General features: G+C 42.9%; 24 protein-coding genes and 2 tRNA genes. 4 read left to right on the forward strand and 22 right to left on the reverse strand.

What is annotated here, in order from left to right:
- Positions 1-17: 17 nt before the first annotated feature.
- Both glk and V6259_RS05520 read right to left on the reverse strand, forming a co-directional pair.
- Entirely contained in the window at positions 18-992 is a 975-nt protein-coding gene (gene glk / locus V6259_RS05515; protein ID WP_133012658.1) for a glucokinase, read from the reverse strand.
- Between the two features lie 102 nt (positions 993-1,094).
- A complete protein-coding gene (locus tag V6259_RS05520) occupies positions 1,095-2,159 on the reverse strand; it encodes a diguanylate cyclase (protein ID WP_133012657.1) in 1,065 nt (354 codons plus the stop codon).
- A gap of 288 nt (positions 2,160-2,447) precedes the next feature.
- Between V6259_RS05520 and V6259_RS05525 the strand changes: the two genes are divergently transcribed.
- Positions 2,448-2,771 (forward strand): hypothetical protein, encoded by a 324-nt coding sequence (locus V6259_RS05525; protein ID WP_341583646.1) that lies wholly within the window; start codon positions 2,448-2,450, stop codon positions 2,769-2,771.
- 7 nt (positions 2,772-2,778) lie between these two features.
- Here the strand turns inward: V6259_RS05525 and V6259_RS05530 are convergent, their stop codons facing one another.
- Complete coding sequence (locus tag V6259_RS05530) at positions 2,779-3,813, reverse strand: DUF3080 family protein (RefSeq protein ID WP_341583647.1); 1,035 nt, start codon at positions 3,811-3,813, stop codon at positions 2,779-2,781.
- Here V6259_RS05530 and V6259_RS05535 point away from each other — a divergent pair.
- Complete coding sequence (locus V6259_RS05535) at positions 3,806-4,210, forward strand: acyl-CoA thioesterase (RefSeq protein WP_133012655.1); 405 nt, start codon at positions 3,806-3,808, stop codon at positions 4,208-4,210. The genes V6259_RS05530 and V6259_RS05535 overlap by 8 nt on opposite strands.
- Before the next feature lie 69 nt (positions 4,211-4,279).
- On the opposite strand, the gene V6259_RS05540 is transcribed toward V6259_RS05535, so the two are convergent.
- From V6259_RS05540 to rlmE, 16 genes are all read right to left on the reverse strand, one after another.
- Positions 4,280-4,873: an LPP20 family lipoprotein gene (locus V6259_RS05540; protein WP_341583648.1), complete on the reverse strand. Its 594-nt coding sequence runs from the start codon at positions 4,871-4,873 to the stop codon at positions 4,280-4,282.
- Positions 4,874-4,987: 114 nt separating this feature from the next.
- Positions 4,988-7,096: a polyribonucleotide nucleotidyltransferase gene (gene pnp / locus V6259_RS05545; RefSeq protein WP_341583649.1), complete on the reverse strand. Its 2,109-nt coding sequence runs from the start codon at positions 7,094-7,096 to the stop codon at positions 4,988-4,990.
- 180 nt (positions 7,097-7,276) lie between these two features.
- Entirely contained in the window at positions 7,277-7,546 is a 270-nt protein-coding gene (gene rpsO / locus V6259_RS05550) for a 30S ribosomal protein S15 (RefSeq protein WP_133012653.1), read from the reverse strand.
- A gap of 108 nt (positions 7,547-7,654) precedes the next feature.
- On the reverse strand, positions 7,655-8,584 hold the full coding sequence (gene truB / locus V6259_RS05555) for a tRNA pseudouridine(55) synthase TruB (RefSeq protein ID WP_133012652.1): 930 nt from the start codon (positions 8,582-8,584) through the stop codon (positions 7,655-7,657).
- A gap of 9 nt (positions 8,585-8,593) precedes the next feature.
- A complete protein-coding gene (gene rbfA, locus V6259_RS05560; protein ID WP_115896791.1) occupies positions 8,594-8,983 on the reverse strand; it encodes a 30S ribosome-binding factor RbfA in 390 nt (129 codons plus the stop codon).
- Positions 8,984-8,995: 12 nt separating this feature from the next.
- Positions 8,996-11,566 (reverse strand): translation initiation factor IF-2, encoded by a 2,571-nt coding sequence (infB, locus tag V6259_RS05565; RefSeq protein WP_341583650.1) that lies wholly within the window; start codon positions 11,564-11,566, stop codon positions 8,996-8,998.
- 26 nt (positions 11,567-11,592) lie between these two features.
- A complete protein-coding gene (gene nusA / locus V6259_RS05570; RefSeq protein WP_341583651.1) occupies positions 11,593-13,083 on the reverse strand; it encodes a transcription termination factor NusA in 1,491 nt (496 codons plus the stop codon).
- Between the two features lie 28 nt (positions 13,084-13,111).
- On the reverse strand, positions 13,112-13,573 hold the full coding sequence (gene rimP, locus V6259_RS05575; RefSeq protein ID WP_133012649.1) for a ribosome maturation factor RimP: 462 nt from the start codon (positions 13,571-13,573) through the stop codon (positions 13,112-13,114).
- A gap of 200 nt (positions 13,574-13,773) precedes the next feature.
- Positions 13,774-13,850 (reverse strand) — tRNA-Met (locus V6259_RS05580).
- A 45-nt stretch (positions 13,851-13,895) separates the two neighbouring features.
- Positions 13,896-13,982: transfer RNA gene (locus V6259_RS05585), tRNA-Leu, on the reverse strand.
- A 24-nt stretch (positions 13,983-14,006) separates the two neighbouring features.
- Positions 14,007-14,372 carry a preprotein translocase subunit SecG gene (secG, locus tag V6259_RS05590; RefSeq protein WP_133012648.1) on the reverse strand — a complete coding sequence of 122 codons (366 nt, stop codon included), beginning with the start codon at positions 14,370-14,372 and terminating at the stop codon, positions 14,007-14,009.
- A gap of 3 nt (positions 14,373-14,375) precedes the next feature.
- Positions 14,376-15,128: a triose-phosphate isomerase gene (gene tpiA / locus V6259_RS05595; protein WP_341583653.1), complete on the reverse strand. Its 753-nt coding sequence runs from the start codon at positions 15,126-15,128 to the stop codon at positions 14,376-14,378.
- Between the two features lie 104 nt (positions 15,129-15,232).
- Complete coding sequence (gene glmM, locus V6259_RS05600) at positions 15,233-16,567, reverse strand: phosphoglucosamine mutase (protein ID WP_133012646.1); 1,335 nt, start codon at positions 16,565-16,567, stop codon at positions 15,233-15,235.
- A complete protein-coding gene (gene folP / locus V6259_RS05605; RefSeq protein ID WP_341583655.1) occupies positions 16,567-17,400 on the reverse strand; it encodes a dihydropteroate synthase in 834 nt (277 codons plus the stop codon). Before folP ends, glmM begins: the two co-directional genes overlap by 1 nt.
- 28 nt (positions 17,401-17,428) lie before the next feature.
- Positions 17,429-19,399 (reverse strand): ATP-dependent zinc metalloprotease FtsH, encoded by a 1,971-nt coding sequence (gene ftsH, locus V6259_RS05610; protein WP_341583687.1) that lies wholly within the window; start codon positions 19,397-19,399, stop codon positions 17,429-17,431.
- Positions 19,400-19,469: 70 nt separating this feature from the next.
- Positions 19,470-20,090 carry a 23S rRNA (uridine(2552)-2'-O)-methyltransferase RlmE gene (gene rlmE, locus V6259_RS05615; RefSeq protein ID WP_133012644.1) on the reverse strand — a complete coding sequence of 207 codons (621 nt, stop codon included), beginning with the start codon at positions 20,088-20,090 and terminating at the stop codon, positions 19,470-19,472.
- A 99-nt stretch (positions 20,091-20,189) separates the two neighbouring features.
- Between rlmE and V6259_RS05620 the strand changes: the two genes are divergently transcribed.
- Positions 20,190-20,492, forward strand: coding sequence for a YhbY family RNA-binding protein (locus V6259_RS05620; RefSeq protein ID WP_133012643.1), 303 nt, complete (start codon positions 20,190-20,192; stop codon positions 20,490-20,492).
- Between the two features lie 105 nt (positions 20,493-20,597).
- Complete coding sequence (locus V6259_RS05625; protein WP_341583656.1) at positions 20,598-21,446, forward strand: hypothetical protein; 849 nt, start codon at positions 20,598-20,600, stop codon at positions 21,444-21,446.
- 93 nt (positions 21,447-21,539) lie between these two features.
- Here the strand turns inward: V6259_RS05625 and erpA are convergent, their stop codons facing one another.
- The 3 genes from erpA to V6259_RS05640 form a co-directional block, all read right to left on the reverse strand.
- A complete protein-coding gene (erpA, locus tag V6259_RS05630) occupies positions 21,540-21,887 on the reverse strand; it encodes an iron-sulfur cluster insertion protein ErpA (RefSeq protein WP_133012641.1) in 348 nt (115 codons plus the stop codon).
- Between the two features lie 72 nt (positions 21,888-21,959).
- The gene (locus tag V6259_RS05635) at positions 21,960-23,546 is read right to left on the reverse strand and encodes a peptide chain release factor 3 (protein ID WP_341583657.1); all 1,587 of its coding nucleotides are present in this window, start codon (positions 23,544-23,546) and stop codon (positions 21,960-21,962) included.
- Positions 23,547-24,448: 902 nt separating this feature from the next.
- On the reverse strand, positions 24,449-25,978 hold the full coding sequence (locus V6259_RS05640; protein WP_341583658.1) for a sulfatase family protein: 1,530 nt from the start codon (positions 25,976-25,978) through the stop codon (positions 24,449-24,451).
- Between the last annotated feature and the right edge of the window lie 91 nt (positions 25,979-26,069).

Raw genomic sequence — 26,069 nt, forward strand, 5'->3', positions numbered from 1 at the left:
TTCATTCTCCAACTAGTCTAGGCTTTCGATACAAGATGAGACGCGTAACAAGCGCATCCCATCAGCCCTGGGTATTCAGACAGAACAACAAAGGTCGGAATCGGTGACACAAATTCTTTCATACGACCTTTTTCTTGCATGGCATTACGAAAGCCACTTTTTAGAATTTCATTCACATAACGCGGCACAATCCCGCCGGCAATATACACACCGCCACGAGACTCCACCGATAGCACAAGATCACCAATCACTCGACCTAAGAACACAAAAAACTGCTCTAATGCCGCTTCTGCAATAGGATCATTACCTGCTTTGAGCGCGGCGCCGATTTCTGGCGCTGTTAATCTACGATCGATACTTTGTTTAGCCGCTAACGCCTCGTAGATATTTTCTAACCCCATCCCCGATAAAACACGCTCTGCCGACACTCGCTTATGACGAGTTCGCAAAAAGCGCAAAATATCATCTTCTTGCTCATTACATGTGGCCAAATCAACATGACCACCTTCACCAGAAAGTACGATATTAGGTCCCACATCCTGCGGCACCACACAAGCAACACCGAGACCGGTTCCAGCCCCTACAACCCAAGATGCTTCTTTTGAATCGACCGTAGACGACTCACCAACAACCACCAAATCGTCCGGCGTAAGCACCTCTAAACAGTGTCCTACCGCATCAAAGTCATTTAATAGCGCCACGGCTTTATGTTCGCCGAAGTAAGATTGCACTTCTGCTCGCGTAAACTGCCAAGAATTATTAGAAAAGCGAATAATAGGTAGGTCCACTGGACCTGCAATCGCGAGCACGATGGCGTCAATATTATCCATATCGACACTACAGCTATTGATGTAATCAGACGCAGCGTCAAAAAAAGTGTTGTAGTCTTTACAGGCAAATACACGAACTTCCTGAGGAATATATTCGTGTATTGGAACAAGAGCAAATCGAGCATTGGTGCCGCCTAAATCGGCGATCAAAGCGTGGGACATAAATGGACCCTATCTGATTTTTTTGAAATTTTATAACAAAATAACACTGAAAAATACCGAAAACTGGAATTCTGGTGGAATAAAATGTAATAAAATTACATTTTATTTGATTCTATTTAGAAATTTAAAGACTTTTGTTGGCACCAGCCGCTTACGATTATTTTTATAATCATACAATCGTTCATCTGCCAGCTTCAACAGATGCTTATAGCTTGTAGGCGAATCACTGATCACACTAGCACCGCCGTAGCTGATGGTAATAGGTACTAAATTAGACTTATATTTTAGCGGATTAGATTGTAGGTATTCATGAATTGAATCAGCAATCAATAGCGCCTGATCGTAACTCTTTCCTGGCGTCACAAAAACAAATTCATCACCAGCAAAACGAAATGCTAAACCCTGCTTATGCACATATTTTAGCAAACGTTTGGCTATGTATTCCAATACCTCATCACCACAATTGTGGCCTAGCGTATCATTGATTGACTTAAAGGCATCACAGTCGATAAAAACAACGGTCAAATCTCTTTGTTGTTGCTTCGATCGAGAAAATTCACGATCCAACATAAGCTCCAACTGACGACGATTTAACAGTCCAGTCAAAGGGTCTCGCGTGGCCAAATATTCTAGTTTTTCGCGGGCTGTCACATTGCTTAAACAGATAGAGATTTTAATCGCCAACTGATCCAACAAGAAAGTATCTTTCGTCTCGGCATCATAACGAGTAATGTCGGAATCGGCCTGACAAAATAAACCAACCAACTCTCCGTCAATCGTTAATGGAGAAACCGCCATTGACGATATGATATCTCGATAGACAGGAGGAATAATCTCATGACATCCCGCAAGATCGTTATTAACCAATACGGTTTTGTTACTGGACTTAATGATATCAATCATCACATGACGACGAGTAAAAAGCACACGATCTCTCAAATCCGGCGTTTTCTCTAAGGCTTCAATGAGATGAGATAAAGGGGCTTCATTGATTAAATTCACCCAAACGTAAGGCACGTTAAATTGCTTTTGAACTTCTCGAGTAAGTGTGGAAACAAACTGATCACAACGACCAATAGACAAAATACAACGCTCAATCTCAAAAAACTTAAGCGCAATTCTTTCATTGTGCCTTACATTGTCTATCAGCTCATTAATATCATGCATGTATCAAATGTCCCGACCGCCCTGTGGCGACATATAAAAGTCATAGCCATATTCAAAAAAGCAATTGATCTATATGCATTATAGTACGACGCTTCTAGCTTTTGAGCTATAAATAACATTAAAACAATATCAACCCATTCCAATTATATTCGCCAACCTCAACTTTTCACGAAGATAAAATAAATCGCTAAAGAGTTGTCACTTGAGCAATAAATATTTATTCACTTTTCTCTAACCTAATCACTTAAACGGCCGATAGCGTTAGCAACAGCAGCATGAGAGCGTAACATGAACATTAGAGACGTCGTCCAGACACAGTTAACCCAGAGCAATACGGCTGGCAAACCTGTATCTGGTAATGCTCAATTTGCTTTATTAATGAGCCTATTCAGCCAACCCGGCCCTGCTATCATGGATGCATCTGACACTCGTAGTATTCACGAGCCTCACGCGATTATTCGTCCAATCCAGTTTTCTAGCGGCATTATTGACAATCCATCTGCCAATATCGCTTTGCTCAAGGCATTAAATGAAGAACCCTTAGCGCAAGGTATGCCTTATCAATACAACACAGTAGAAGCACTAGAAAGCCAAATAAATACCCGTATTTAATATCTATCTAACGACCCGTGGTTAAAGCCATATCACAACGATGAAATAACCGACTCCAAGCCTGTGCATGATGCTGAGAAGCAAGTTGATAACGCCCCCAGAGACTTCCCTGTTGCCCCAACGACACTCTAGACAGGTACGAATTCAGTGCGACTGGTAAGGGCTTACCCACTGCTGCTGCTTGCTCAATTAAAGGCAATATTTGATAAGCACTGCCATTTATTTTTGCCATATATGGCTGTATGACCTTAATGTAATGCCGCTCAAACTGTTGTTTAAGGAATACCACTGGAGGCCCACAAACATCAGGCGACAGATTATTTATTGCATTTGATACGGCTTCCAAGAATCGACTCAGTTGCGCCACACTGTAAATCAATTGCCCAGCGTATTCACTGTCGCTTAGTGCTTTAAGATCCCCCTCAAACACCTTGCCCTTTATTCTGGGTAAAGACGATAACTGCTCACCAACAGCATTAATATCACGCAATGAAGCAAGCAAGGTTTGGTAATGAGATAAGTCATTGTTAAGTGGTATAAAGCCATTAGACAAACTAAAAAAAGTTTGTCCTTCTGCACTATTAAACAGTGCATTAGTAAAAGCCATTGGCAGCTCTTTTCGCTTAATCTCAGCAACACTCTTAAGCTTATTTGCCAATTGAGTATTTTCAATAGGGCATGACTCAATCGCTCGAATGATATTAATCTCATATAAAAAACGCTGACTGGTAGGCATGACTCGACCTAGCACGCTATTTTTCTCACCGACTAAAAAACCCACGTCACACTGCTGTAATGAGAGAAAATCAAGTATGCTAACGTCAAATTGAGTTAAGGCTTGCTGTCTCTGCTGTAAAGGCGGATACAAATCAGGTGAAACAAAGTCTGGCACGGTAATTTGTATGTATTTCGAGCGGGATAGATCATTTACGTAAGCCATTAACAATGACTCTGGCTGATACCGAGAAGTACAGCCATTGAGCATCAGCAAGCAACCCACTGCCAATACGACTTGAGGAAATATACGAATTAATATGAACAAGCTACTAATCCAAAAACGTGAAGAAATTTCTGAAACCCGCGTCGCAAAAATGGTTTTTCCTGGAACCACCAACCACTATGACACACTGTTTGGCGGAATCGCCTTACAATGGATGGACGAAGTTGCTTATATTGCCGCAACCCGTTTTGCGAGGAAACCTGTTGTTACTATCTCTACTGAACAAATAAATTTCACACAACCTATTCCTTCAGGTATTTTAATTGAACTGGTTGCTCGTGTTGTTAATGTCGGTAGGACATCTTTAAAAGTAGAAGTCTCTATATTTCTGGAGGCATTAGACAGCGATAAACGTACCAGAGCAATTACCGGGCATTTCAACTTTGTCGCAATTGACGCAAATAAAAAACCCACTCCAATTTTCCCTGAAGACGAGTAAACGCAATCTTGCATCTAAAGATAAGTAAGAAGAAAGCTTATGCTTCCTCCTTACTTATCGCTTATGACGTTACTGAACTTTTTGTTTCGCTATCTCTGTTGCTAGCTCATCAAAGCTCTTTTTTGCTTGTAATTTCTGATAAATAGCCTGGTTATTTTTCATTGAAGTTCGCAAAATATCTGCTGATATATTTTCTGTTTGTTTAGGATCTAAACCAACTAATACCACCAAGCCGCCACTTGGCGTTGGCAACTGACGCAATACACGCGACCCTACAAGCGTTTGTTCTGTCACTTGTTTAGTCACAACACTGTTTACACGGTCAACGCTTTCAGCATCGCCAGCTCCCGTCGTTTCTACGTATTGTTTTACCATGTTTTGCAAATTTAAACTCAACACTTGAGCCAACTCAACACGCGCAGCGGTTGCCGCCATTTGTTTCATATAATTTGGACCAGCGGCTGATTTTTCACTATATCCGACAGCAGAGAGCTCAACACCTTCAACTGGCGCACCACAAACCCACTGAGGCGCGGCTTTATTGGAACCATCTGCAAACACACAGTCAGGCACAGGCTCAGCTTGAGTAAGCACTTCTTTTGAACTACATGCGACCAATAACAACGCCACTGCTGCAACACCAAGTAACTTAAGCTTCATCATAACTTCACTCTCATATAAATAGTTTAGATTCTTTGTATAGTAGACGAATTCATATTATAAAAACAAAAAAAGGTGCCAGAAGGCACCTTTTTTAAACGTTATTACCAAACTAACTTATTCAGTAAAGTTCGCTTTTTCTTCTTCAGTAACGTCTTTCATAGACAATTTAATACGACCGCGCGCATCAACATCTAGTACTTTAACAATGACGTCTTGGCCTTCAGACAAAAAGTCTGAAACAGCGCGAATACGCTCTTCTGCGATTTGAGAAATATGAACCAAACCATCTTTGCCAGGAAGAATGTTCACGAACGCACCGAATTCAGCAAGACGAACCACTTTACCTTTGTAAAGCTTTTCGATTTCTGCTTCTGCAGTGATTTCATGGATCTTCAATAAAGCCGCATCAGACGCCGCTTTATCCGCAGCATAAATACGTACTGTACCATCATCATCTAGATCGATAGAGGCGCCCGTTTGTTCAGTAATGGAACGAATCATCGCACCACCTTTACCGATTACATCACGGATTTTTTCTGGATCAATTTTGATCGTTGCCATAGATGGCGCATTTGGAGAAACTTCAGGACGCGCATAACCAATAACAACAGCCATTTCACGCAAAATGTGTTTACGCGCTTCCATTGCTTGAGTTAATGCGATATCCATGATTTCTTCATTGATACCTTCGATTTTAATGTCCATTTGAAGTGCAGTAATACCTTCTTCGGTACCCGCTACTTTAAAGTCCATATCGCCAAGATGATCTTCATCACCTAAGATATCAGTCAATACTGCAAAGCCGTCGTCTTCTTTAATAAGACCCATTGCAATACCAGCAACCGGTGCTTTAAGAGGAACACCAGCGTCCATCATAGACAAAGACGCACCACAAACAGAAGCCATTGAGCTTGAACCGTTTGATTCAGTGATCTCAGACACGATACGAATTGTGTATGGGAATTCATCTTCAGAAGGCAATACCGCTTGAACACCACGACGTGCTAGACGACCGTGACCGATTTCACGACGACCAACGCCGCCCATACGACCACATTCACCTACAGAGTATGGAGGGAAGTTGTAATGCAACATGAAGCTGTCTTTGTTTTCGCCAGCTAGACCATCAGACATTTGAGCATCACGGCTAGTACCTAGAGTACAAGTCGCAATCGCCTGAGTTTCACCACGTGTAAACAAAGCAGAACCGTGAGTTTTGCTCAACAAACCAACTTCAACGTTGATTGGGCGAACAGTTTTGTTGTCACGACCATCGATACGAGGCTGACCGTCAATAACACGACGACGAACAGTGCGTTTCTCAAGTTTAGAGAAAGCGCCTGTCACATCAGATTCAGAGAACTCGCCTTCTTCAGTAACCAAGGCAGCGACTGCAGCAGCACGAACTTCACCAAGTTTAGCGTAGCGTGCCATTTTTTCACTGATGCCGTAAGCTTCTTCGATTTGTGCCGCATAGCCTGTTGCTAATGCATCAGTCAAAGTAGCGTTAACCGTTTCCGCTTCCCATTCCCAACGAGGTTTAGCACACTCAGCAGCGAATTCGGTGATAGCAGAAATAGCAGATTGCATTTCTTTATGAGCATAAAGCACCGCACCTAACATTTCGTCTTCTGTTAGCTCTTGAGCTTCAGATTCAACCATTAGGACAGCGTCTTTTGTACCCGCAACAACCATGTCTAGTAAAGAACCATCTAGATCAGAGTAGCTTGGGTTAAGGATGTAACCAGACTCATCGTTAAAACCAACGCGCGCTGCACCGATAGGACCATTGAATGGAATACCAGAAATTGTCAATGCGGCAGACGTTGCCAACATAGCCGCGATGTCAGCGTCTAAGTTAGTGTTTGTTGACATAACCATACAAACAACCTGAACTTCGTTCATGTAACCTTTTGGAAACAATGGACGAATTGGACGGTCGATCAGACGAGAAGTCAGTGTTTCTTTTTCAGAAGGACGACCTTCACGTTTTAGGAAACCACCTGGAATTTTACCAACTGCGTAAGCACGCTCTTGGTAATGAACAGACAATGGGAAAAAGTCTTGACCTGGTTTAGCTGTTTTTGAACCAACAACAGTGGCTAAAACTTGCGCATCACCGATAGTACAAAGAACAGCACCGGTTGCTTGACGAGCAATGCGGCCTGTTTCTAGCGTTACGGTATCGTTACCGAACTGGAAAGTTTTTGTCGTAATACTCACACGTATTCCTTTTCATTAAAAAAATTACTTTCTCCCAAAGATCTTCTTTTAAAGCCAGTACTCATATGCACTCTTGTCGCCTTGTTTTCTCGTAACAAGAAAAACACATATGAAGTACAGGCTGTCCCTTGGGAGACCAATAAAAAAAGGGCCATAATAACTTATGGCCCTTTCTCAGTCTTAGCGACGCAGACCTAGTTTTTTGATCAAACTAGTGTAACGTGCAGCGTCTTTACGCTTAAGGTAATCCAACAATTTACGACGTTGGTTTACCATGCGAATTAGACCGCGACGAGAATGGTGGTCATGGATATGAGTTTTAAAGTGACCTTGAAGACCTTCGATGTTCTTAGTCAACAATGCTACTTGAACTTCAGGAGAACCAGTGTCGCCTTCCGCTACTTGAAACTCTTTAACCAATGCTGCTTTTGATACTGCAGTTAATGCCATAATCTATAACTCCAAATTAATATGCTATAAAAAATAAAGGGAAGCCGAGCATATTTTCAGTCACCCTATAGCCAGCAAGTTTAACACTCTTTTTAGCAGAACTCACTGCTATTTATTCGCGCTCTCGCTGGTATTTAATAGACGCTGTGGGCGAATATTTGTCTCTTTGATTTTACCCAATCCAAGGAAATCTTGACTGTCCTGATCGTAGAGTCTCACCAAGCAGCCTTCCTCTAATGAGATAGGGCTAGAAACAGTACGACCGAACAACATATCCTTCGTATCAAGGGTAGGTAGTTCTATGCGTTCTAAGTACTCAACCGCCGAATCCATTGGCATTAAGTAAGCATCAAGCGCGGCTTCACCCTGCTCTGCAATCGCCTCAAACTCTTCAAGGGTTAACATTCCTTCTGGGGAATATCCCGCCGTTGAGATACGATGCAAAGACTTCAAGTGCGCACCGCAACCTAACGCTTCACCAATATCTTCGCCAATCGTTCTAATATAGGTTCCTTTAGAACACTGAATATCCAAGGTCAGCGAATCTTCCGTTCTTGACACTAAAGTCAGATCAGAAATAGTCACTTTCCTACGTTTGCGTTCGATGACAATGCCTTTGCGAGCGTATTCATACAAAGGTTTGCCTTCGTGCTTTAGCGCAGAATACATTGGGGGAATTTGTTCTATGTCACCACGAAAACGATCCAGTACAGACTCAATCGCCTCTTCCGTTAAATCCGGAATGGGCTCCTCGGTCAGCACGTCGCCTTCACGATCTCCCGTTGTGGTTCTTTTGCCAAGTTGGATGCAGGTTAGATAACGCTTATTAGCGTCTAAAAGGAACTGCGAAAATTTCGTCGCCTCTCCCAGACACAAAGGCAACATTCCTGTTGCCAATGGATCTAAAGCGCCTGTATGGCCTGCTTTAGCTGCCCGGTACAAACGACGAACTCGCTGTAACGCCTGATTTGAACTTAAACCGATAGGCTTGTTCAGTAGTACAATACCGTCTACTGAACGCCATTTTGTTTTAGACATACCGACCAATTACTCGCTTTCGTTACCGTTTTTTGCTTCATCATCACGAATTACTTCGTCAATCAGAGCAGACATTCGTGAACCATTGACCACACTCTGGTCATAATGGAAGCGCAAATGTGGCATCACTCGAAGTTTTACTTCTTTTGCCAAACGGCCTCGTAAGAAACCTTTTGCACTGTCTAGCGCTTCTTGATTTTCAGCCAACACTTCTGGCTGATCGTCTTTGCCTAAAACAGTGTAATAAATGTCCGCATAGCCCAAATCTTTGGCTACACGCACTTCGTTGATAGTAACCAACCCTAAACGTGGGTCTTTTACTTCAAACTGGATCAAGGACGCCAGCTCCTTTTGGAGCTGGTCACCAATCCGACTAGTACGACTAAATTCGCCTGCCATGATTTTGCCCTATTAAAGAGTACGCGCAACTTCGACGGTTTCAAAAACCTCGATTTTATCGCCTACCTTAACATCGTTGTAGTTCTTCACACCGATACCACATTCCATGCCTTTGCTGACTTCGTTAACCACATCTTTGAAGCGGCGAAGAGACTCAAGTTCCCCTTCGTAAATAACAACATCATCACGCAATACACGAATTTGCTTGTTACGGTATACCGTACCTTCGACAACCATACAGCCAGCAATCAAGCCGAACTTAGGCGAGCGGAATACATCACGCACTTCCGCAGTACCTTGGATATCTTCACGAAGATCAGGAGACAACATGCCAGACAAAGCTGATTTCACATCATCGATAATATTATAGATAATGCTGTAATAACGAAGATCAATGCTTTCACGTTCAATGAACTGTTTAGCAGATGTATCTGCACGAACGTTGAAACCAAAGATAACCGCATCAGAAGCAAGTGCTAATGTTGCATCTGTTTCAGTAATACCACCAACGCCGCTAGAAACAACGTTTACTTGCACTTCATCTGTATTCAAATCAGTCAATGACTTGATCAAGGCTTCCAAAGAACCACGCACATCGGCTTTAAGCACAACGTTAAGCGTACGAACTTCGTCTTTACCCATTTCAGAGAACAAGTTCTCTAATTTCGCAGAATACTGACGAGCAAAGCGAACTTCGCGGTATTTGCCTTGACGGAAGTTAGCGACTTCACGCGCTTTACGCTCATCCGCAACAACGATGAATTCTTCACCGGCTTCTGGCGTGCCGTCTAGACCCAATATTTCAACAGGAATAGAAGGACCCGCACTTTCAATTGCTTCGCCATTTTCGTCCAACAAGGCACGAACACGTCCCATTTGTAGACCAGCTAAAACAACATCGCCTTTGCGTAAAGTACCGTTCTGAACCAACAAAGTAGCAACAGAACCGCGACCGCGATCAAGACGAGACTCAACCACAACACCTTTACCAGGAGAACTAGGTACGGCTGTTAATTCAAGTACTTCAGCTTGTAATAGAACCGCTTCTAAAAGCGCTTCAATACCTTCACCAGACTTAGCAGATACACCGATAAATTGAACGTCACCGCCCCATTCTTCAGGAACCACTTCTTGCGCAACTAATTCGTTCTTAACACGATCGATGTCAACGCCTTCTTTATCGATCTTAGTCATAGCGACAACCATAGGAACGTTAGCAGCACGAGCATGCTGAATCGCTTCAATAGTTTGTGGCATAACACCATCGTCAGCGGCACAAACTAGGATAACGATATCCGTAGATTTCGCACCACGTGCACGCATGGAAGTAAATGCAGCGTGTCCAGGTGTATCTAGAAAACTGATCATGCCATGTGGTGTTTCAACGTGGTAAGCACCGATATGCTGTGTAATACCACCAGATTCGCCTGCCGCAACACGAGTTGTACGAATGTAATCAAGTAGAGACGTTTTACCGTGATCTACGTGACCCATTACCGTCACAACTGGCGCACGCTTGATCGCTTCACCTTCGTAATCGATCGCTTCAATCATGTCGTTTTCAACGGCATTTTCATCGATGTACTTAACGGTGTGACCCATTTCTTCAACGATCAATGTTGCTGTATCGCGGTCAATAGTTTGATTTATAGTCGCCATAGCGCCCATTTTAAACAAAACCTTGATCACTTCAGCCGCTTTAACTGTCATTTTTTCAGCAAGCTCTGCAACCGTAATACTTTCCGGTAGAGCAACTTCATGGATTTTAGCAACTGTCGGTCGTTGGAAACCGTGCTCTTGTTTAGAAGGTTTTTTCCCCTTACGACCAAGCTTGCCACGACGCGCATAGTCATCGTCGCCATTCACATTCACATTCACACGTGAGCGCTTATTGTCTGAGGCGTTACGGCCTCGAGGTTTGTTTTCACCCTCTTGACGAGGTGCTCCTTTTTTACCTTTAGGCGCAACTGGCGATTTTTTATTATCCATCGCTGGTTGAGACGTTTTTTTCGTCACTTTAGGCTGTTTTGGTGCTTCCACGGGTTCTGCCGCTCCTATACCGGAGTTTTTCTGCTCCGTATCGTTTTGCACATCAGCATTTGAAGGTGTATTTTTTACAGCCTCCTGACGTGCTTTTTCTTCGGCTTCAGCGTTAGCTTTTGCCGCCTTCTCTGCTTCAAGTTTACGTTCAGCTTCGAGACGAGCTTGTTCTTCGGCCTCTATACGCGCCTGCTCTGCCGCCTGACTTTGCGCTAGAACTTCTTGTTGCTTCTGAAGCTCTTCATCGCCGTCGCTGCGTTTCACATAAGTACGCTTTTTCTTAACTGCAACATTTACTGCTTTACCACCGTCATTACGAGATAAAGTGCTGGTTTTTTTGCGCTGCAATGTAATGCGCTGCGCCCCATCATCTTCGTCACCATGTTGGCGTTTTAAGTAGTTTAACAGTATTTGCTTTTCAACATCAGAGACTTCTTGACTTTCACTCTTTTGAGGAAGGCCAGCGTCTTTCATCTGAGCTAGTAGCTTATCGATTGGCGTTTTCACCAATTCGGATAGTATCTTTACGGTTTGAACTGTCATTAAGTTCCCCCTTATGTACTCAGATTTTATTCAGATTCAGCAAACCAAGGTGCTCGAGCGGTTAAGATCAAAGTCCCTGCTCGTTCTGCTGTCATGTCGTCAATGTCCAATAGTTCATCAACAGATTGCTCAGCAAGATCTTCCATTGTGATCACGCCTTTAGACGCAAGCACAAGAGCAAGATGGTTATCCATACCGTCCATCTCCAACAAGTCAGCTGCTGGCTTAGCACCATCCAACTGTTCTTGCGCTTGAAGCGCTTTGTTTAACAAGGCTTCTTTTGCTCGAGATCGCAGTTCGTTCACTAAATCTTCATCAAATCCGTCGATGTCTAACATTTCTTCCATTGGGACGTACGCAACTTCCTCTAAGGAAGTAAATCCCTCTTCAACCATTTGAATCGCCAAATCGTCGTCAATTTCCAAGCTTTCAACAAACAAGTCGATCAACTTCTGCGATTCTTCCTGCTGTTTCGCCTCAGCATCTTCGCTGGTCATCACATTCAAAGACCAACCAGTCAATGTAGACGCTAGACGAACATTTTGGCCATTTCGGCCAATGGCTTGCGCAAGATTGTCACTTTTAACAGCAACATCCATAGAATGCGCATCTTCATCAATGACAATAGAATCAACTTCAGCAGGTGACATAGCATTGATGACTAATTGAGCTGGATTATCATCCCAAAGAACAATATCAACTCTTTCTCCATTCATTTCATTTGATACCGCTTGCACTCGAGCGCCACGCATACCAACACAAGCACCAATAGGATCAATACGGCGATCATTGGTTTTTACTGCAATTTTTGCACGTAGACCTGGGTCACGAGCAGCGCCGCGAATTTCAATCATTTCTTCAGAAATTTCTGGTACTTCTAAGCGAAACAACTCAATCATGAACGCTGGTGAATTACGCGACAAAATCAATTGAGGGCCGCGACTATCTTCGCGAATCTCAAGTAATAATGCACGAACCCGATCATTCATACGGAAAGTTTCACGCGAAATAAGCTGATCTTTTGGCAACGCCGCTTCCGCATTTTCACCAAGATCAATAATCAAACTTTCACGAGTCACTTTCTTCACTTGACCATGAACAAGCTTGCCTACTTTCTCAGCATAACGAGCGACGACTTTAGCGCGCTCAGCTTCGCGTACTTTTTGCACGATCACTTGTTTTGCTGTTTGCGCAGCAATACGTCCAAACTCTTCGGACTCTACTTCTTCTTCGTAGATTTCACCAATGCCAACTCCAAGATTTTGCTCTTCAGAGTCGTCTATTGTTAATTCTAAAGCCGGTGTTGAATAGTCTTCATCAGCAACAATATTCCATTGACGGTATGTTTTATAATCACCTGTACGTTGATCAATAGAAACACGAATAACGGCGTCTTCTTCAAAACGACGTTTGGCAGCACTAGCTAAAGCAATTTCAACGGCTTCGAAAATAACTTGTTTCGGAACGTCTTTCTCGTTGGAAACTGCTTCTACTACCAAAAGAATCTCTTTGCTCATCCTTTTAGCCTCTCTTCAAGGTTAATTTTTAAAATTGTGGAACAACATTTGCCTTTTCGATCAAGTCGATTGGCAATAGGTATTCTTCTTGGTCAACACGGATAACGATATCGTCATTTTCGATACCCATTAACTGTCCTTTAAATTTACGTCGTCCATCAAAAGGGACACGCAAACGCAGAGAAACAATCGATCCGACATAAGCCTGATATTGAATTAGATCAAACAAGGGACGATCTAAACCAGGTGAAGATACTTCTAAGTTATATTCCCCTGTTATTGGGTCCTCAACGTCTAGGATAGAGCTGACTTGTCGGCTGACTTGAGCACAATCCTCTACATCTATCCCTTTCTCGGCTTCGGTTTCGATAAAAATGCGTAGCACAGAATCTTTACCCTGCGATAAATATTCCATCCCCCAAAATTGAAACCCCAAACCTTCTACAACAGGTCGGATTAGTTCTTCTAAAATCGTATATTTCGCTGACAATCGCTCTCTCCGAAACGGTATATTCTTAATTATGCAGAAACAAAAAACGGGCTCGAGGCCCATTTCCATTTATAACCAGTCACAGTCCAGATAACAAAAAACCCCATATAGGGGTCCTTAACGCTCGACTTAATAGGATCTTAAGAGAGCAACCATCCGTAAATGGTTTGTTATTCCTAAACACAATACTGAATAAAAATTGGTTGCGGAGGCTGGATTCGAACCAACGACCTTCGGGTTATGAGCCCGACGAGCTACCAGACTGCTCCACCCCGCGACAAACTAACGACACTATACAGGAATTATAGCATCAACTCAATATTGGTACCGATGGCCGGACTCGAACCGGCACAGCCTACAGGCCACCACCCCCTCAAGGTGGCGTGTCTACCAATTCCACCACATCGGCATAAACACACTACTTTCTAATTTACTATTTAGTACTTGGTAAATCAGAATTAGTATTTGAGGTTTTTTTCGTATCATCGCCTAATTTAGGCATATCAACTGCATCATGAACTTGAGCTGCTACTGGAGCCAGGTCAAGTGCACCTGAAACACCCTTTGCTTTTTCACTAGCAAAATAAGCTAAGCCAAAACTTGTTAAGAAAAATACTAACGCAAACACAGCTGTCATACGACCAAAGAAACTACTATTACCTTGGCTACCAAATACGGTTTGAGAAGCGCCGCCACCAAAAGAGGCGCCAGCATCCGCACCTTTACCTTGTTGCAACAATACTAGGGCGATAATGATAACCGCAGCCAATACATGCAAAACTAAAACAAGTGCTTCCATTAATTAACCTGCCGCTTTTACTATTTCTAAAAATTCTTCTGCATCAAGCGATGCACCACCAACCAACGCACCATCTATATCCGGCATAGCAAACAAAGCATGGCTAGTTGATGCTTTTACACTGCCGCCATATAAAATCTGAACACGCTGAGCAATAGACTCTGAGGACTTAGCTATAAAAGACCTAATCCCACAATGCACTTCTTGCGCCTGTTCCGGTGTCGCTGATAATCCTGTTCCAATCGCCCATACTGGTTCATAAGCAATTACGATATTATTAAACGCCTCGATACCGACCAAATCTAAAACTGCCTGAATTTGCTTTTCGCAAACTGACAATGTTTGGCCAGACTCACGCTCTTCCAATGTTTCGCCGATGCAAAGCATTGGAGTAAAATCTTTCTTTAGCAAGGATTGCACTTTTAACGCTACGATACTGTCCGTTTCACCATAAATGGAACGACGTTCGGAGTGCCCAACTAGTACATACTTAACATCGAAATCCTGCAACATAGACGCAGACACTTCACCAGTAAAAGCACCGCTTTCCTTTTCACTGACATTTTGCGCAGCAAGTTTGATTAAATCACTATTCCCGCACAAAGTAGAAAATAAATGCAAATAAGGAAATGAAGGGAATACAACCATTTCTGAGTTAGATTGATCTGCCTTAAGTAGACCGTCTACAAGATTTTTAATTGACTCAGCTGAGCCATTCATCTTCCAGTTACCAGCAACTATTTTTTGGCGAATCATAACCTAACCCTTAAATTCGAGGCGCCCATTCTATGGAATGGAGCGCATTGTTTCAAGCATTTATTTTTACCATAGAAAAAAACACAACAGATAAGCAAACTACACTACTGAGAGACGACCGCATTCACTTCCGCCACCAAATAGTCTATTAGCTCATCAACTGTTTCATCATCACGCCCTTCGACCATTACTCGAATCAAAGGCTCAGTGCCAGATGCCCTAAGCAGCACTCGACCTAGACCATTTAAGCGCTCATTCGCAACAGCAACAGCTTTTTGCAAAGATGGAATTTCAGTGGGTACAAAACGCTTTTCTACTCGTATATTTTTCAGTTTTTGAGGAAACTTCACCAACCCCTTCAATAACTGCTCAAGCGTTTTCTCTTCTTCAATCATTGCTCTAAGCACTTGCAGTGCCGCAATAATACCATCGCCTGTTGTCGTGATAGACCGACAAACAATGTGCCCTGATGGCTCCCCACCTAACACCCAGCCATGTTGAACCAGCTTTTCATTAACATAACGATCGCCAACAGCAGCCCGACTAAAGCCTATGCCACTTTCCGAAAAAGCCAATTCAAGACCAAAGTTACTCATCAAGGTGCCAACAACACCGCCACTGAAACGGCCAGTTTGCATTAAATGATTAGCGATAACATACAAAATATCATCACCATCGCGAACCACACCGTTATGGTCAACCAAAATCAATCGATCGCCATCACCATCCAGTGCAATACCAATATCTGCTTTCTCAGCCAATACAGTTTCACGCAGAAGCTCAGGCTTAGTTGCGCCACTCACTTCATTAATATTAAGCCCATCGGGACTAATACCAATAGCCACAACATCCGCGCCTAGCTCAGAAAATACGCGTGGTGCAACGTGGTATGTTGCGCCATCCGCACAATCAACCACAATTTTTAAGCCACTAAGCTGAAGACCAATTGGAAAAGTGCCTTTACAATATTCAATGTATCGCCCAGCCGCATCTTCAATGCGTCTAGCTCGACCAATTAAACTAGACTCAACCACTTCCATTGGCTGTTCTAGAAAGTACTCAATCCGTTCTTCTATCTCATCAGAAATTTTTCCACCTTCAGCAGAAAAAAACTTGATACCATTATCTGTATAAGGATTATGAGAAGCACTGATAACAATCCCAGCACTGGCACGAAAAGTTCGTGTTAAATAAGCAATCGCCGGCGTAGGCATAGGACCAACCAAACGAACATCCGCACCAGCAGCAACAATGCCAGCCTCCAATGCAGATTCAAACATATAGCCAGAAATACGAGTGTCTTTACCGATAAGGATTTTCTTATCATTCTCTTTAAATACTTGACCTGCAGCCCAGCCAAGTTTCAACATAAATTCAGGTGTAATCGGCGCTTTGCCTACTTTACCTCGAATACCATCTGTACCAAAATACTTACGCATTAGCTCTCCCTCTCTATTCTGTACATCAATTCCAACATTTCGACATGAGGCTTCACATCATGAACCCTAAAAATACGAGCACCTTGCGAGTAAGTTGAAGCATTCGCCCCCATAGACCCATAAAGGCGATTTTCAACAGAGGCACCCAGCACATCCCCTATCATGGTTTTTCGAGATAGTCCTATCAATACTGGGAACCCTTTCCTTGTAAAATCAACGGTATGATTCAATAACGTGAGATTGTGCTCCAAAGACTTTCCAAAACCAACACCTGGATCTAGGATAAGCTTATCTCGATGAATACCAGCAACCTCACACGCAGCAACGCGAGCCATTAAATACGCAGTAACTTCATCGACCACGGAGTCATACACAAGGTCATTCTGCATAGTTCCTGGACTGCCTTTCATATGCATGAGGCAGACAGGCAAACCCGTTTGAGCAGCAGCGTCAATAGCTCCCTCTCGCTCTAATGCACGAACATCATTAATAAGACCCGCACCTAAACGCGCAGAACAAGTCATCACACTTGGCGTACTAGTATCAACCGAAACAACAACATCAAAACGTTGCTTTATAGCCTCGACAACAGGAAGTACACGATCCATTTCCTCCTGAATAGAAATGGGAGTTGCACCGGGACGTGTAGACTCGCCACCCACATCAATAAAGCTGGCACCCTCGGAGATCATCTTACTAGTTTGCTGCAATGCTAAATCTAAGGAATTATAAGAACCGCCATCCGAAAAGGAGTCGGGTGTTACATTAAGTATCCCCATCACATGAGGAAGAGACAGGTCGAGAGACCTGCCTCCAAAGTTCATAACAGACATGAATTATCCGAAGAAGATAACGAGTAAGTTAAGACTCACCCGTTGTTTTAGGAGAAACTTCATTTGCTTGGTTTAGTGAAGCATCTAAATCATCACTTTTTTCAGCGTCATCAGCTTCTGCTACCGGCTCTTTTTTATCTGAATCTTTATCTGGTGAATTACCACTAGAGTCAGACCAACCTTCCGGTGGAGACGGTTTTTTACCATCCATTATTTCTTTAATTTGCTTCGCATCAATTGTTTCATAATGCATCAAAGCTTCAGCCATCACTTCCAATTTATCGCGATTATCATTCAGTATTTGCGTTGATTTAGAATAACAGCGAGTAATAATATCTTGAACTTCAGCGTCAATTATTTTGCCCGTTTCAGGAGAAAAGTAATTAGCTTTGCTTCCTGTAGGACCTGAAATATAGCCACCACTGTTATCATCTTCTTCGTATGCGAATGGACCCAGCTTTTCAGATAAGCCCCATTTCGTAACCATATTTCGCGCAATGCTTGTTGCCCGCTCAATATCGTTCGACGCACCAGTAGAAACACCATCAAAACCATGGATAATTTCTTCCGCAATACGACCGCCATACAAACTACAAACTTGGCTTTCAAGACCTGTTTTACTCACGCTGTATTTGTCTTCTTCTGGCAAATACATAGTCACACCTAAGGCGCGACCACGAGGAATAATGGACACTTTATAGACAGGATCATGCTCAGGCATTAAATAACCAATAATGGTATGACCTGCTTCATGATAAGCCGTATTTAGCTTCTCTTTCTCATTCATCACCATGGTTTTACGCTCTGCGCCCATGAGGATTTTATCTTTCGCCAATTCCAGCTGCTCCATATTCACCAAACGGCGATTAGAACGGGCTGCAAACAACGCCGCTTCATTGACTAAGTTTGCCAAATCCGCACCAGAGAAACCTGGCGTACCACGTGCAATATTTTTTGGCTCAACATCATCATCACAAGGCACTTTACGCAAATGCACTTTAAGGATTTGTTCACGACCACGAATATCAGGTAAGCCCACTTGCACCTGGCGATCAAAACGACCAGGACGAAGCAACGCAGGGTCTAGCACGTCAGGGCGGTTAGTCGCCGCAATAACGATAATACCCTCATTACCTTCAAAACCATCCATTTCAACCAATAGTTGGTTCAATGTTTGTTCGCGCTCATCGTTACCGCCGCCCATACCGGAACCACGATTTCGACCCACCGCATCAATTTCATCTATAAAGATGATGCAAGGAGCATGTTTCTTCGCTTGTTCAAACATGTCACGCACACGAGATGCACCAACACCAACAAACATTTCAACAAAGTCAGAACCAGAAATAGTAAAGAAAGGTACTTTTGCTTCACCCGCAATGGCTTTAGCAAGCAATGTTTTACCCGTACCTGGAGGACCACTCATCAAGATACCACGAGGAATTTTACCCCCCAAACGCTGGAACTTGCTTGGCTCTCTCAAGAAATCAACCAATTCTTCGGTGTCTTCTTTTGCTTCATCACAACCTGCGACATCCGCAAATGTTGTTTTAATTTGGTCTTCTGGTAATAAGCGCGCCTTTGACTTACCAAAGGACATCGGGCCGCCTTTTCCACCGCCGCCGCCTTGCATTTGGCGCATAAAGAACATGAAAATAGCCAAAATCAACAAAATAGGAAAACTAGCAATCAACAATTGAGTCCAAATGCTTCGGCTTTCAGGCATTTTACCTTCAACAACAACCTTATTGCTTAACATGTCATCCATGATTTTAGGATCTGACGCCGCTGGGCGAACAGTTTCATAAGTATCACCGCTAGTTCGTGTTCCGCTGATGGTGTAACCATCAACTACCGCTTTTGCAATACGGCCATCATGAACTTCTTTAACAAATTCAGAATAAGCAATTCGTTTTGTATCAGATTTCGTATCAAAATTGTTGAATACGGTTAACAGCACAGCTGCAATAACCAACCACAACAGTATATTTTTTAGCATATCGTTCAAGAGCACACCTCTAAACGGTTATATTTGATGTTTCTAGTATACAGTACCAGAACACGCTTAATTAACCTTTGTATTGTCTTCCTAGTAAATAAACTTCGCGGCTACGAGCTCGCGATGCTTCCGGTTTTCGTGTTACAACGCTCGCAAACTGCGCACGCATAGCCTTGAGATATTCATCAAAACCCTCTCCTTGAAACACTTTCACCAAGAAGTTCCCGCCGGGACGCAACACTTGCCCCGCCATATCCAAAGCCAGTTCAACAAGATACATGGCTTGAGGCTGATCAGACGCACTATTACCACTCATATTGGGGGCCATATCTGAAATTACAAGATCTGCTTTCTCATCCCCCATTTCAGCCAAAATTGCTTCGTAAACCTCTTGCTCAGTAAAATCTCCCTGTATAAAGGTAACACCTGGTAAAGGTGACATTTCTAAAATATCAGACGCCACCACAGTACCGTTATCTCCAACTAACTTCGCTGCGACTTGAGACCAGCCACCAGGCGCCGCACCTAAATCAACCACTCGGATAGCCGAACGAAATAACTTGTCTTTATCGTTTATCTCTATCAGCTTATAACTTGCTCTAGAGCGATAACCATCTTGTTGGGATTTTTTGACATACGGATCGTCAAAATGTTCCTTCATCCAATTATTGCTACTTTTTGATCTTGCCACGTTTTCATCATACCTAAATCAGTCAATATTCCGCTATAATATCGCTTAACCTCTAAAGCCTCCAATAAAGAGGGTTAACTAATATGAGAAAATTTTACTATGAGTCTGACAAACGCACAAAAAAAGCAATATCGCTTAATTGGTCACGCCCTTAACCCTGTTGTCATGATTGCAGGAAATGGCTTAACGGAATCTGTATTAACCGAGATAGACCGCGCCCTAGAAGATCACGAGCTGATCAAAATACGCATTAGCGTCATGGATCGTGAAGTAAGAACAGCACTGATTGCCGAAATCAGCAAAATCATGAAATGTGAAGTAGTTCAAACGATTGGTAAAGTGGCACTTTTTTACCGAGCGGCTTTAGAAGCAAATCCAAAACTCTCCAACTTGCTTCGTTAAGACAATATAGTGAAATAGCCGAACTGTTTAAAAAATAGGCTATTTCACTAAACTCTTCTTAAAACGAGCCGATATCCTTTTACACCTTAGTAAAGGATACATTCCATGCTATTTATAGAAGCTTTAAATAGAGCTGGCGCTCAACCTACTACAGCAAAACATCCAAGCAAGGTGAAAAGCCGTCCTTTTACTGCGTCTAATGACTCCGTGGATTTAAGCCCTGAAGCTCATGAAGTAAAAGAAATCCACCTAGACAGCCATCAAAAATCACCCTTAACAGCGTCGTCCAGTATTTTCGCCAACCTTATTGAACACATTCTCAACCACATTTTAAATGAAAAACTTCTCATTCTATCGCCTGAAGAACTTAATATAGAGCACAAAGAATGGCAGATATTTTTACAAGTCCCACCGAGCAAAATCCAAACGGACAGTGCGCAACCAGACACAAGCAGCTATCAAGAACCTGAAATCAAAAAACAGCCTCCACCTAAGCAATTGAAATTCCATATCCCCGTTAAGCCTACCTATGGAAACACTGTCGATATGACTGTGGTGCTATCTGCACACCAAGGCTCACCAGAAGTCCCTGCTATATTTTTTCTCTTACCAAAAGAAAACACATTGCCATTACTTAGAACGCCCTACACTCCTGAGTTCATTAGCCAACAGGTGACTTACTACCACATCCTATTGGATCAAGATGGCGAACCAGATCAATTATCAAGCTTATACCCTCTTCTCACGCCACCACCCTCTGAAGAAGACATAAAAACACCTAACATCTTTGGATTAAGACTATGGAGAGTTCAAGGTGCAACACTTAAACCCGTTGTACTTGGTGATAAAAAAATAGGGCTTTTATACACTGGCCATTACCATCCGCTAGACGGCAATTCTGATGCTTTACAAGATAACGGTAAAAAAGCAAATTACCTCTACACAAAAGCATAGTTTTCTTAAAAACAGAACGGTTAACTCAGAACAAAAAAAACCAATAAAAAAGGCCCTTCAAATGAAGAGCCTTTTTAAAATTCCAACATCAGTCTAGATGCTAAAACTTGCGCCACAACCACAAGTCGATGTCGCATTAGGGTTCTGAACGGTAAATCGAGAACCTTCTAGATTTTCTTTATAATCGACTTCTGAGCCAACTAGATATTGAAAGCTCAATGGGTCCACCACTAAGCTCACACCATCACGCTTAACTTCCGTATCGTCTTCTTGATGCTCTTCATCAAACGTAAAACCATACTGAAAGCCAGAACAACCTCCACCCGTCACGTAAACCCGCAACATAAGTCGATCATTTTCTTCTTCTTCAATCAGAGTTTGCAACTTAGCTGCCGCCGCCGAAGTAAACTCGATGGGATTTGCTGATTCAACAACACTCATTTTGATACCACTAAACCTAATTTAAGAATAATCAAATTATCCTCTTATCCTAGTAAAATAGTCAAGTATTGATCAATGCTCTCGCGTTGCACGGAACGACACATCTGGCCACTTCTCTTCGGCCATCATTAAATTCACCCGCGTTGGCGCTAAATACGTAAGGTGGCCACCGCCATCTATCGCCAAATTGTCTCGACATTTATTTTTAAATTCTTCAAATTTCTTTGGATCTTCACAATCAACCCAGCGTGCACTGTTTACGTTTACCGCTTCGTAGATACATTCAACTTTATATTCATCTTTCAAACGATAAGCCACTACTTCATATTGCAGCTGACCTACCGCACCTACGATCAGTTCATTATTTCGCTGTGGCATAAACAACTGAGTAGAACCTTCTTCTGAAAGCTGCTGCAAACCTTTCTGTAAGGCTTTCATTTTCATCGGATCTTTTAATCGAACACGACGGAAAAGTTCTGGGGCAAAGTGCGGAATACCAGTGAATTTAAGATCTTCACCTTCCGTAAAAGTATCACCGATCTGAATCGTACCGTGGTTATGTAAACCAATAATATCGCCAGAAAAGGCTTCTTCAACCCCTTCCCGATCGCCCGCTGTAAAAGATACGGCATCGGTAATTTTAATGTCTTTGCCCAAGCGACAATGACGCATTTTCATGCCACGACTATAAGTACCCGAACAGACTCGCATAAACGCAATACGGTCACGATGCTTCGGGTCCATATTGGCTTGGATTTTAAAGATAAACCCTGAGAACTTTTCGTCCAATGCATCAACATTACGTGAATTAGTATCACGACCAATTGGAGATGGCGCCCACTCGACAAAGCCATCTAACATTTCACGAACGCCAAAGTTAGACAAAGCCGTACCAAAAAATACAGGGGTGAGCTCACCATCTAAATAGGCTTGCTGATCGAATTCATGGCTAGCACCGCGAACTAATTCCACTTCATCAACATAAGCAGCCCACTCATCACCAAGTAGCTCTTTCGCTTCGTCAGACTGCAAACCCTTGATTTGAATATCATCAGTTAACGTATGACCACGGCCACGAACAAAAACATGAATAGTATCGGTATAGAGGTTATAAACCCCCTTAAAGAAAGTACTCATACCAATTGGCCAAGTAATCGGTGCCGCGGCAATTTTTAGTACCGCTTCAACTTCATCAAGCAAATCAATTGGATCACGAATATCACGGTCCATTTTATTGATAAAGGTTAAAATAGGCGTGTCGCGCAGACGACAAACATCCATCAACTTAATTGTCCGATCCTCAACACCTTTTGCGCCATCAATGATCATCAATACAGAGTCAACAGCGGTTAACGTACGGTAAGTATCTTCCGAAAAGTCTTCGTGTCCAGGCGTGTCTAATAAATTAACAATACGGTCTTTGTAAGGAAACTGCATAACAGATGAGGTAATGGAAATACCACGCTGTTGCTCCATCGCCATCCAGTCAGAGGTGGCATGCTTATCGCCCTTACGACCCTTGACCGAGCCTGCTGTTTGAATAAGCTGACCAAGCAAAAGTAACTTTTCTGTGATCGTCGTTTTACCAGCATCAGGGTGAGAGATGATAGCGAAAGTTCTTCGCTTATTGATTTCATTAAGAAATTCTTGGTTTGCCATGTATAAATTCTTTTAGTTTGTACACGGATTTGTACACATTTTTGGAAGCACTTTCTTTTTAGCTCTTCGCTTTCAAATCCGTTGCGTTAATTGTAAGTGGCCGCTATTTTCGCTGATCTTGACTTCATAAACAATCAATGGTTTTGAAATCGGTCTGCATTTTCTCTCAATGTGCACTAATGGTCAGTTGTAACTGCTTATACCTCTTACATCTTCAGATCATTAGCAAGAGTGGCTATACCACAAACACCTTCGTCACCAAAAATAGCGGATAAATGTCTATTTTTTAGAAATCACATACAAGAACACCTTTCAGTTTTTTAGAGCTTGTGTATGTTTTTTTTTCGGCATTTTTGCCTGATTAATTTGTTTCCGTTTGATGACAGAAAGCTCATGAACTCCATTCAAGCCAGCTAGCGACCAGCTCGATAAACAAGCGAGTAATGCCTTACGAATTTCATCGGTTAACCCTTCATTCTCCAAAACCACTTCACATCAAATAAGCCAGTAGCTAACACGCCATAAGGTATAAGGTATAAGCGCTTTAAAAGACCGTTTTACTGTTTCATACTGGGAATGACTGGCCATTTGCTAAACACCACGCCCTTTCTCTAGTTTATACACTTAGTATTTTACGGCGAATATCTTCGCATCATAAACACTTACTAAACCCTGTAACCACAAGGTCTACTTCCAAATTTCGTCATAAATTTCTCTTCAAATTTCTAGTAACTTAGTTCGTGTAAGACAGTTTCGATATTGCTCTCGTCTATCATGATCATAAGCAACAATATGAAAAAAATTTCCCTAATCGATTACTATGACTTCAACATTAAATACAATGGTTCGCCTCTTTTTTAGCCTACCTTAAGCTTAGCTCAGGGGGCTTTTTAAATATTTGCTTAGTGCCATCCAACGCGCGGCGACACAGGTACCCTGTCATCGGGACGGGAACGAATCATATCCATATGCTCAGAGCGGACGCCCTTTCGCTCAGGCTCATCAAACAAATTAACCATTTCATCAGGGTCTTCCTGTAGGTCATACAGTTCGCCCGTATTAGTTCGCAAATCTACTGACATCCGATAGCGCTTACTTCTAACTGTCATGAGATCCATGTCAACCGCCGAACGAATCGAATCAACTTCATACTCAGCCAGTGCGAAGTTACGAGTTTCAGAACCGTCCCACAGGCCACGCCACGATCGCCCGTGTGTCTCTGACAACGGAATATCCGCTAGATCAGCCGCCGTTGCTAATACGTCGATAGTACTAACTGGGTCTTGGATAACTTTCCCTGAAGGAATGCCCGGCCCTTGAATCAAGCACGGCACTCTTAACAAGCCGTCATAAAGCATTGGGCCTTTTAACAGAAGCCCGTGATCACCCAACCATTCACCGTGATCACTGGTAAAGATAATATAAGTATTATCTAGTTCACCTTTAGCTTCAAGCGCATCGAGAATACGGCCAACTTGATGATCAACCGCTGAAATCATTCCAAAATAGATTGCGGTGATATCACGCAAAGCAGCCTCATTTAGTTCACCTTTCTGTCCCCAATCAATTCCGCCAGCGTTATGTTCCGCACCCTGCTTGATTGGCTTGGCGCGGTCTTCAACGAAAGCCTTATGCCACCAAGGGCGTTGATCAAGATCTAACGCTGAGTGCTTCGCGATGGTAACATCGTCTCGCCCATACATATCACACCAGGGTTTTGGCGCAAGAAAGGGAGGATGAGGGTCAGGAAACGACACCCATGCCATCAAAGGTTTATCACCCTTATTTTCAATCATCTCAACAGCTCGATCACCAACCCACGGCGAAGAATGCCATTCTTCACCCAGTGCCGAGCGCCATGTTTGGAAGTGTGCGGTATCAGGCTTTAAATGCTCTTTCGCCAAACCCCATCGATCACGACCTTGCCCATTTTGGTCAAGCCAGTATTCATAGTGTAAGCCTTCTGGTATTTCGCTCCATTGTGTGTGGTGATGAGGACGAAGCATCAACTGCACATCATCAAACCCCATATAACCACCCCTCCATTCTGGAGGATAGTTTTTTGCACTTTTATAACACTCTGGTCGCCCTGACGGTTTAAAGGTCTGCTGACTCGATAGATGGGCCTTTCCAATAAAAAAGGTTTCGTAGCCCGCTTTAGCAAACGAACCTCCCAACCCTTCTCCACCTAAAGCCTCCTCTAAGTCACGACCATTATCACGAACACCATGACTATAAGGTAACTTTCCCGTCAACATCGAAGCACGCGCTGGTTGGCACATAGGGTTCGGCGTTATACATGTGGAAAACCGAACACCATTACTTCCGATTCGGTCAATATTAGGCGTGCGCACACCACGTCCCTCTGGTCCAATACAGTCACCACGCTGTTGATCTGTGGTGATCAGGATGACATTCGGCTTCTTTCTCATGTTCATCTTATGCCTTTTTTAACTTAGGTTTTTAAGCATCTTAAATCATGATTTAAATATGCACCATATACTGGTTATGTATGGTTTGTGA

This window comes from Marinomonas sp. TI.3.20 (assembly GCF_038155025.1).
Lineage (GTDB): Bacteria > Pseudomonadota > Gammaproteobacteria > Pseudomonadales > Marinomonadaceae > Marinomonas > Marinomonas flavescens.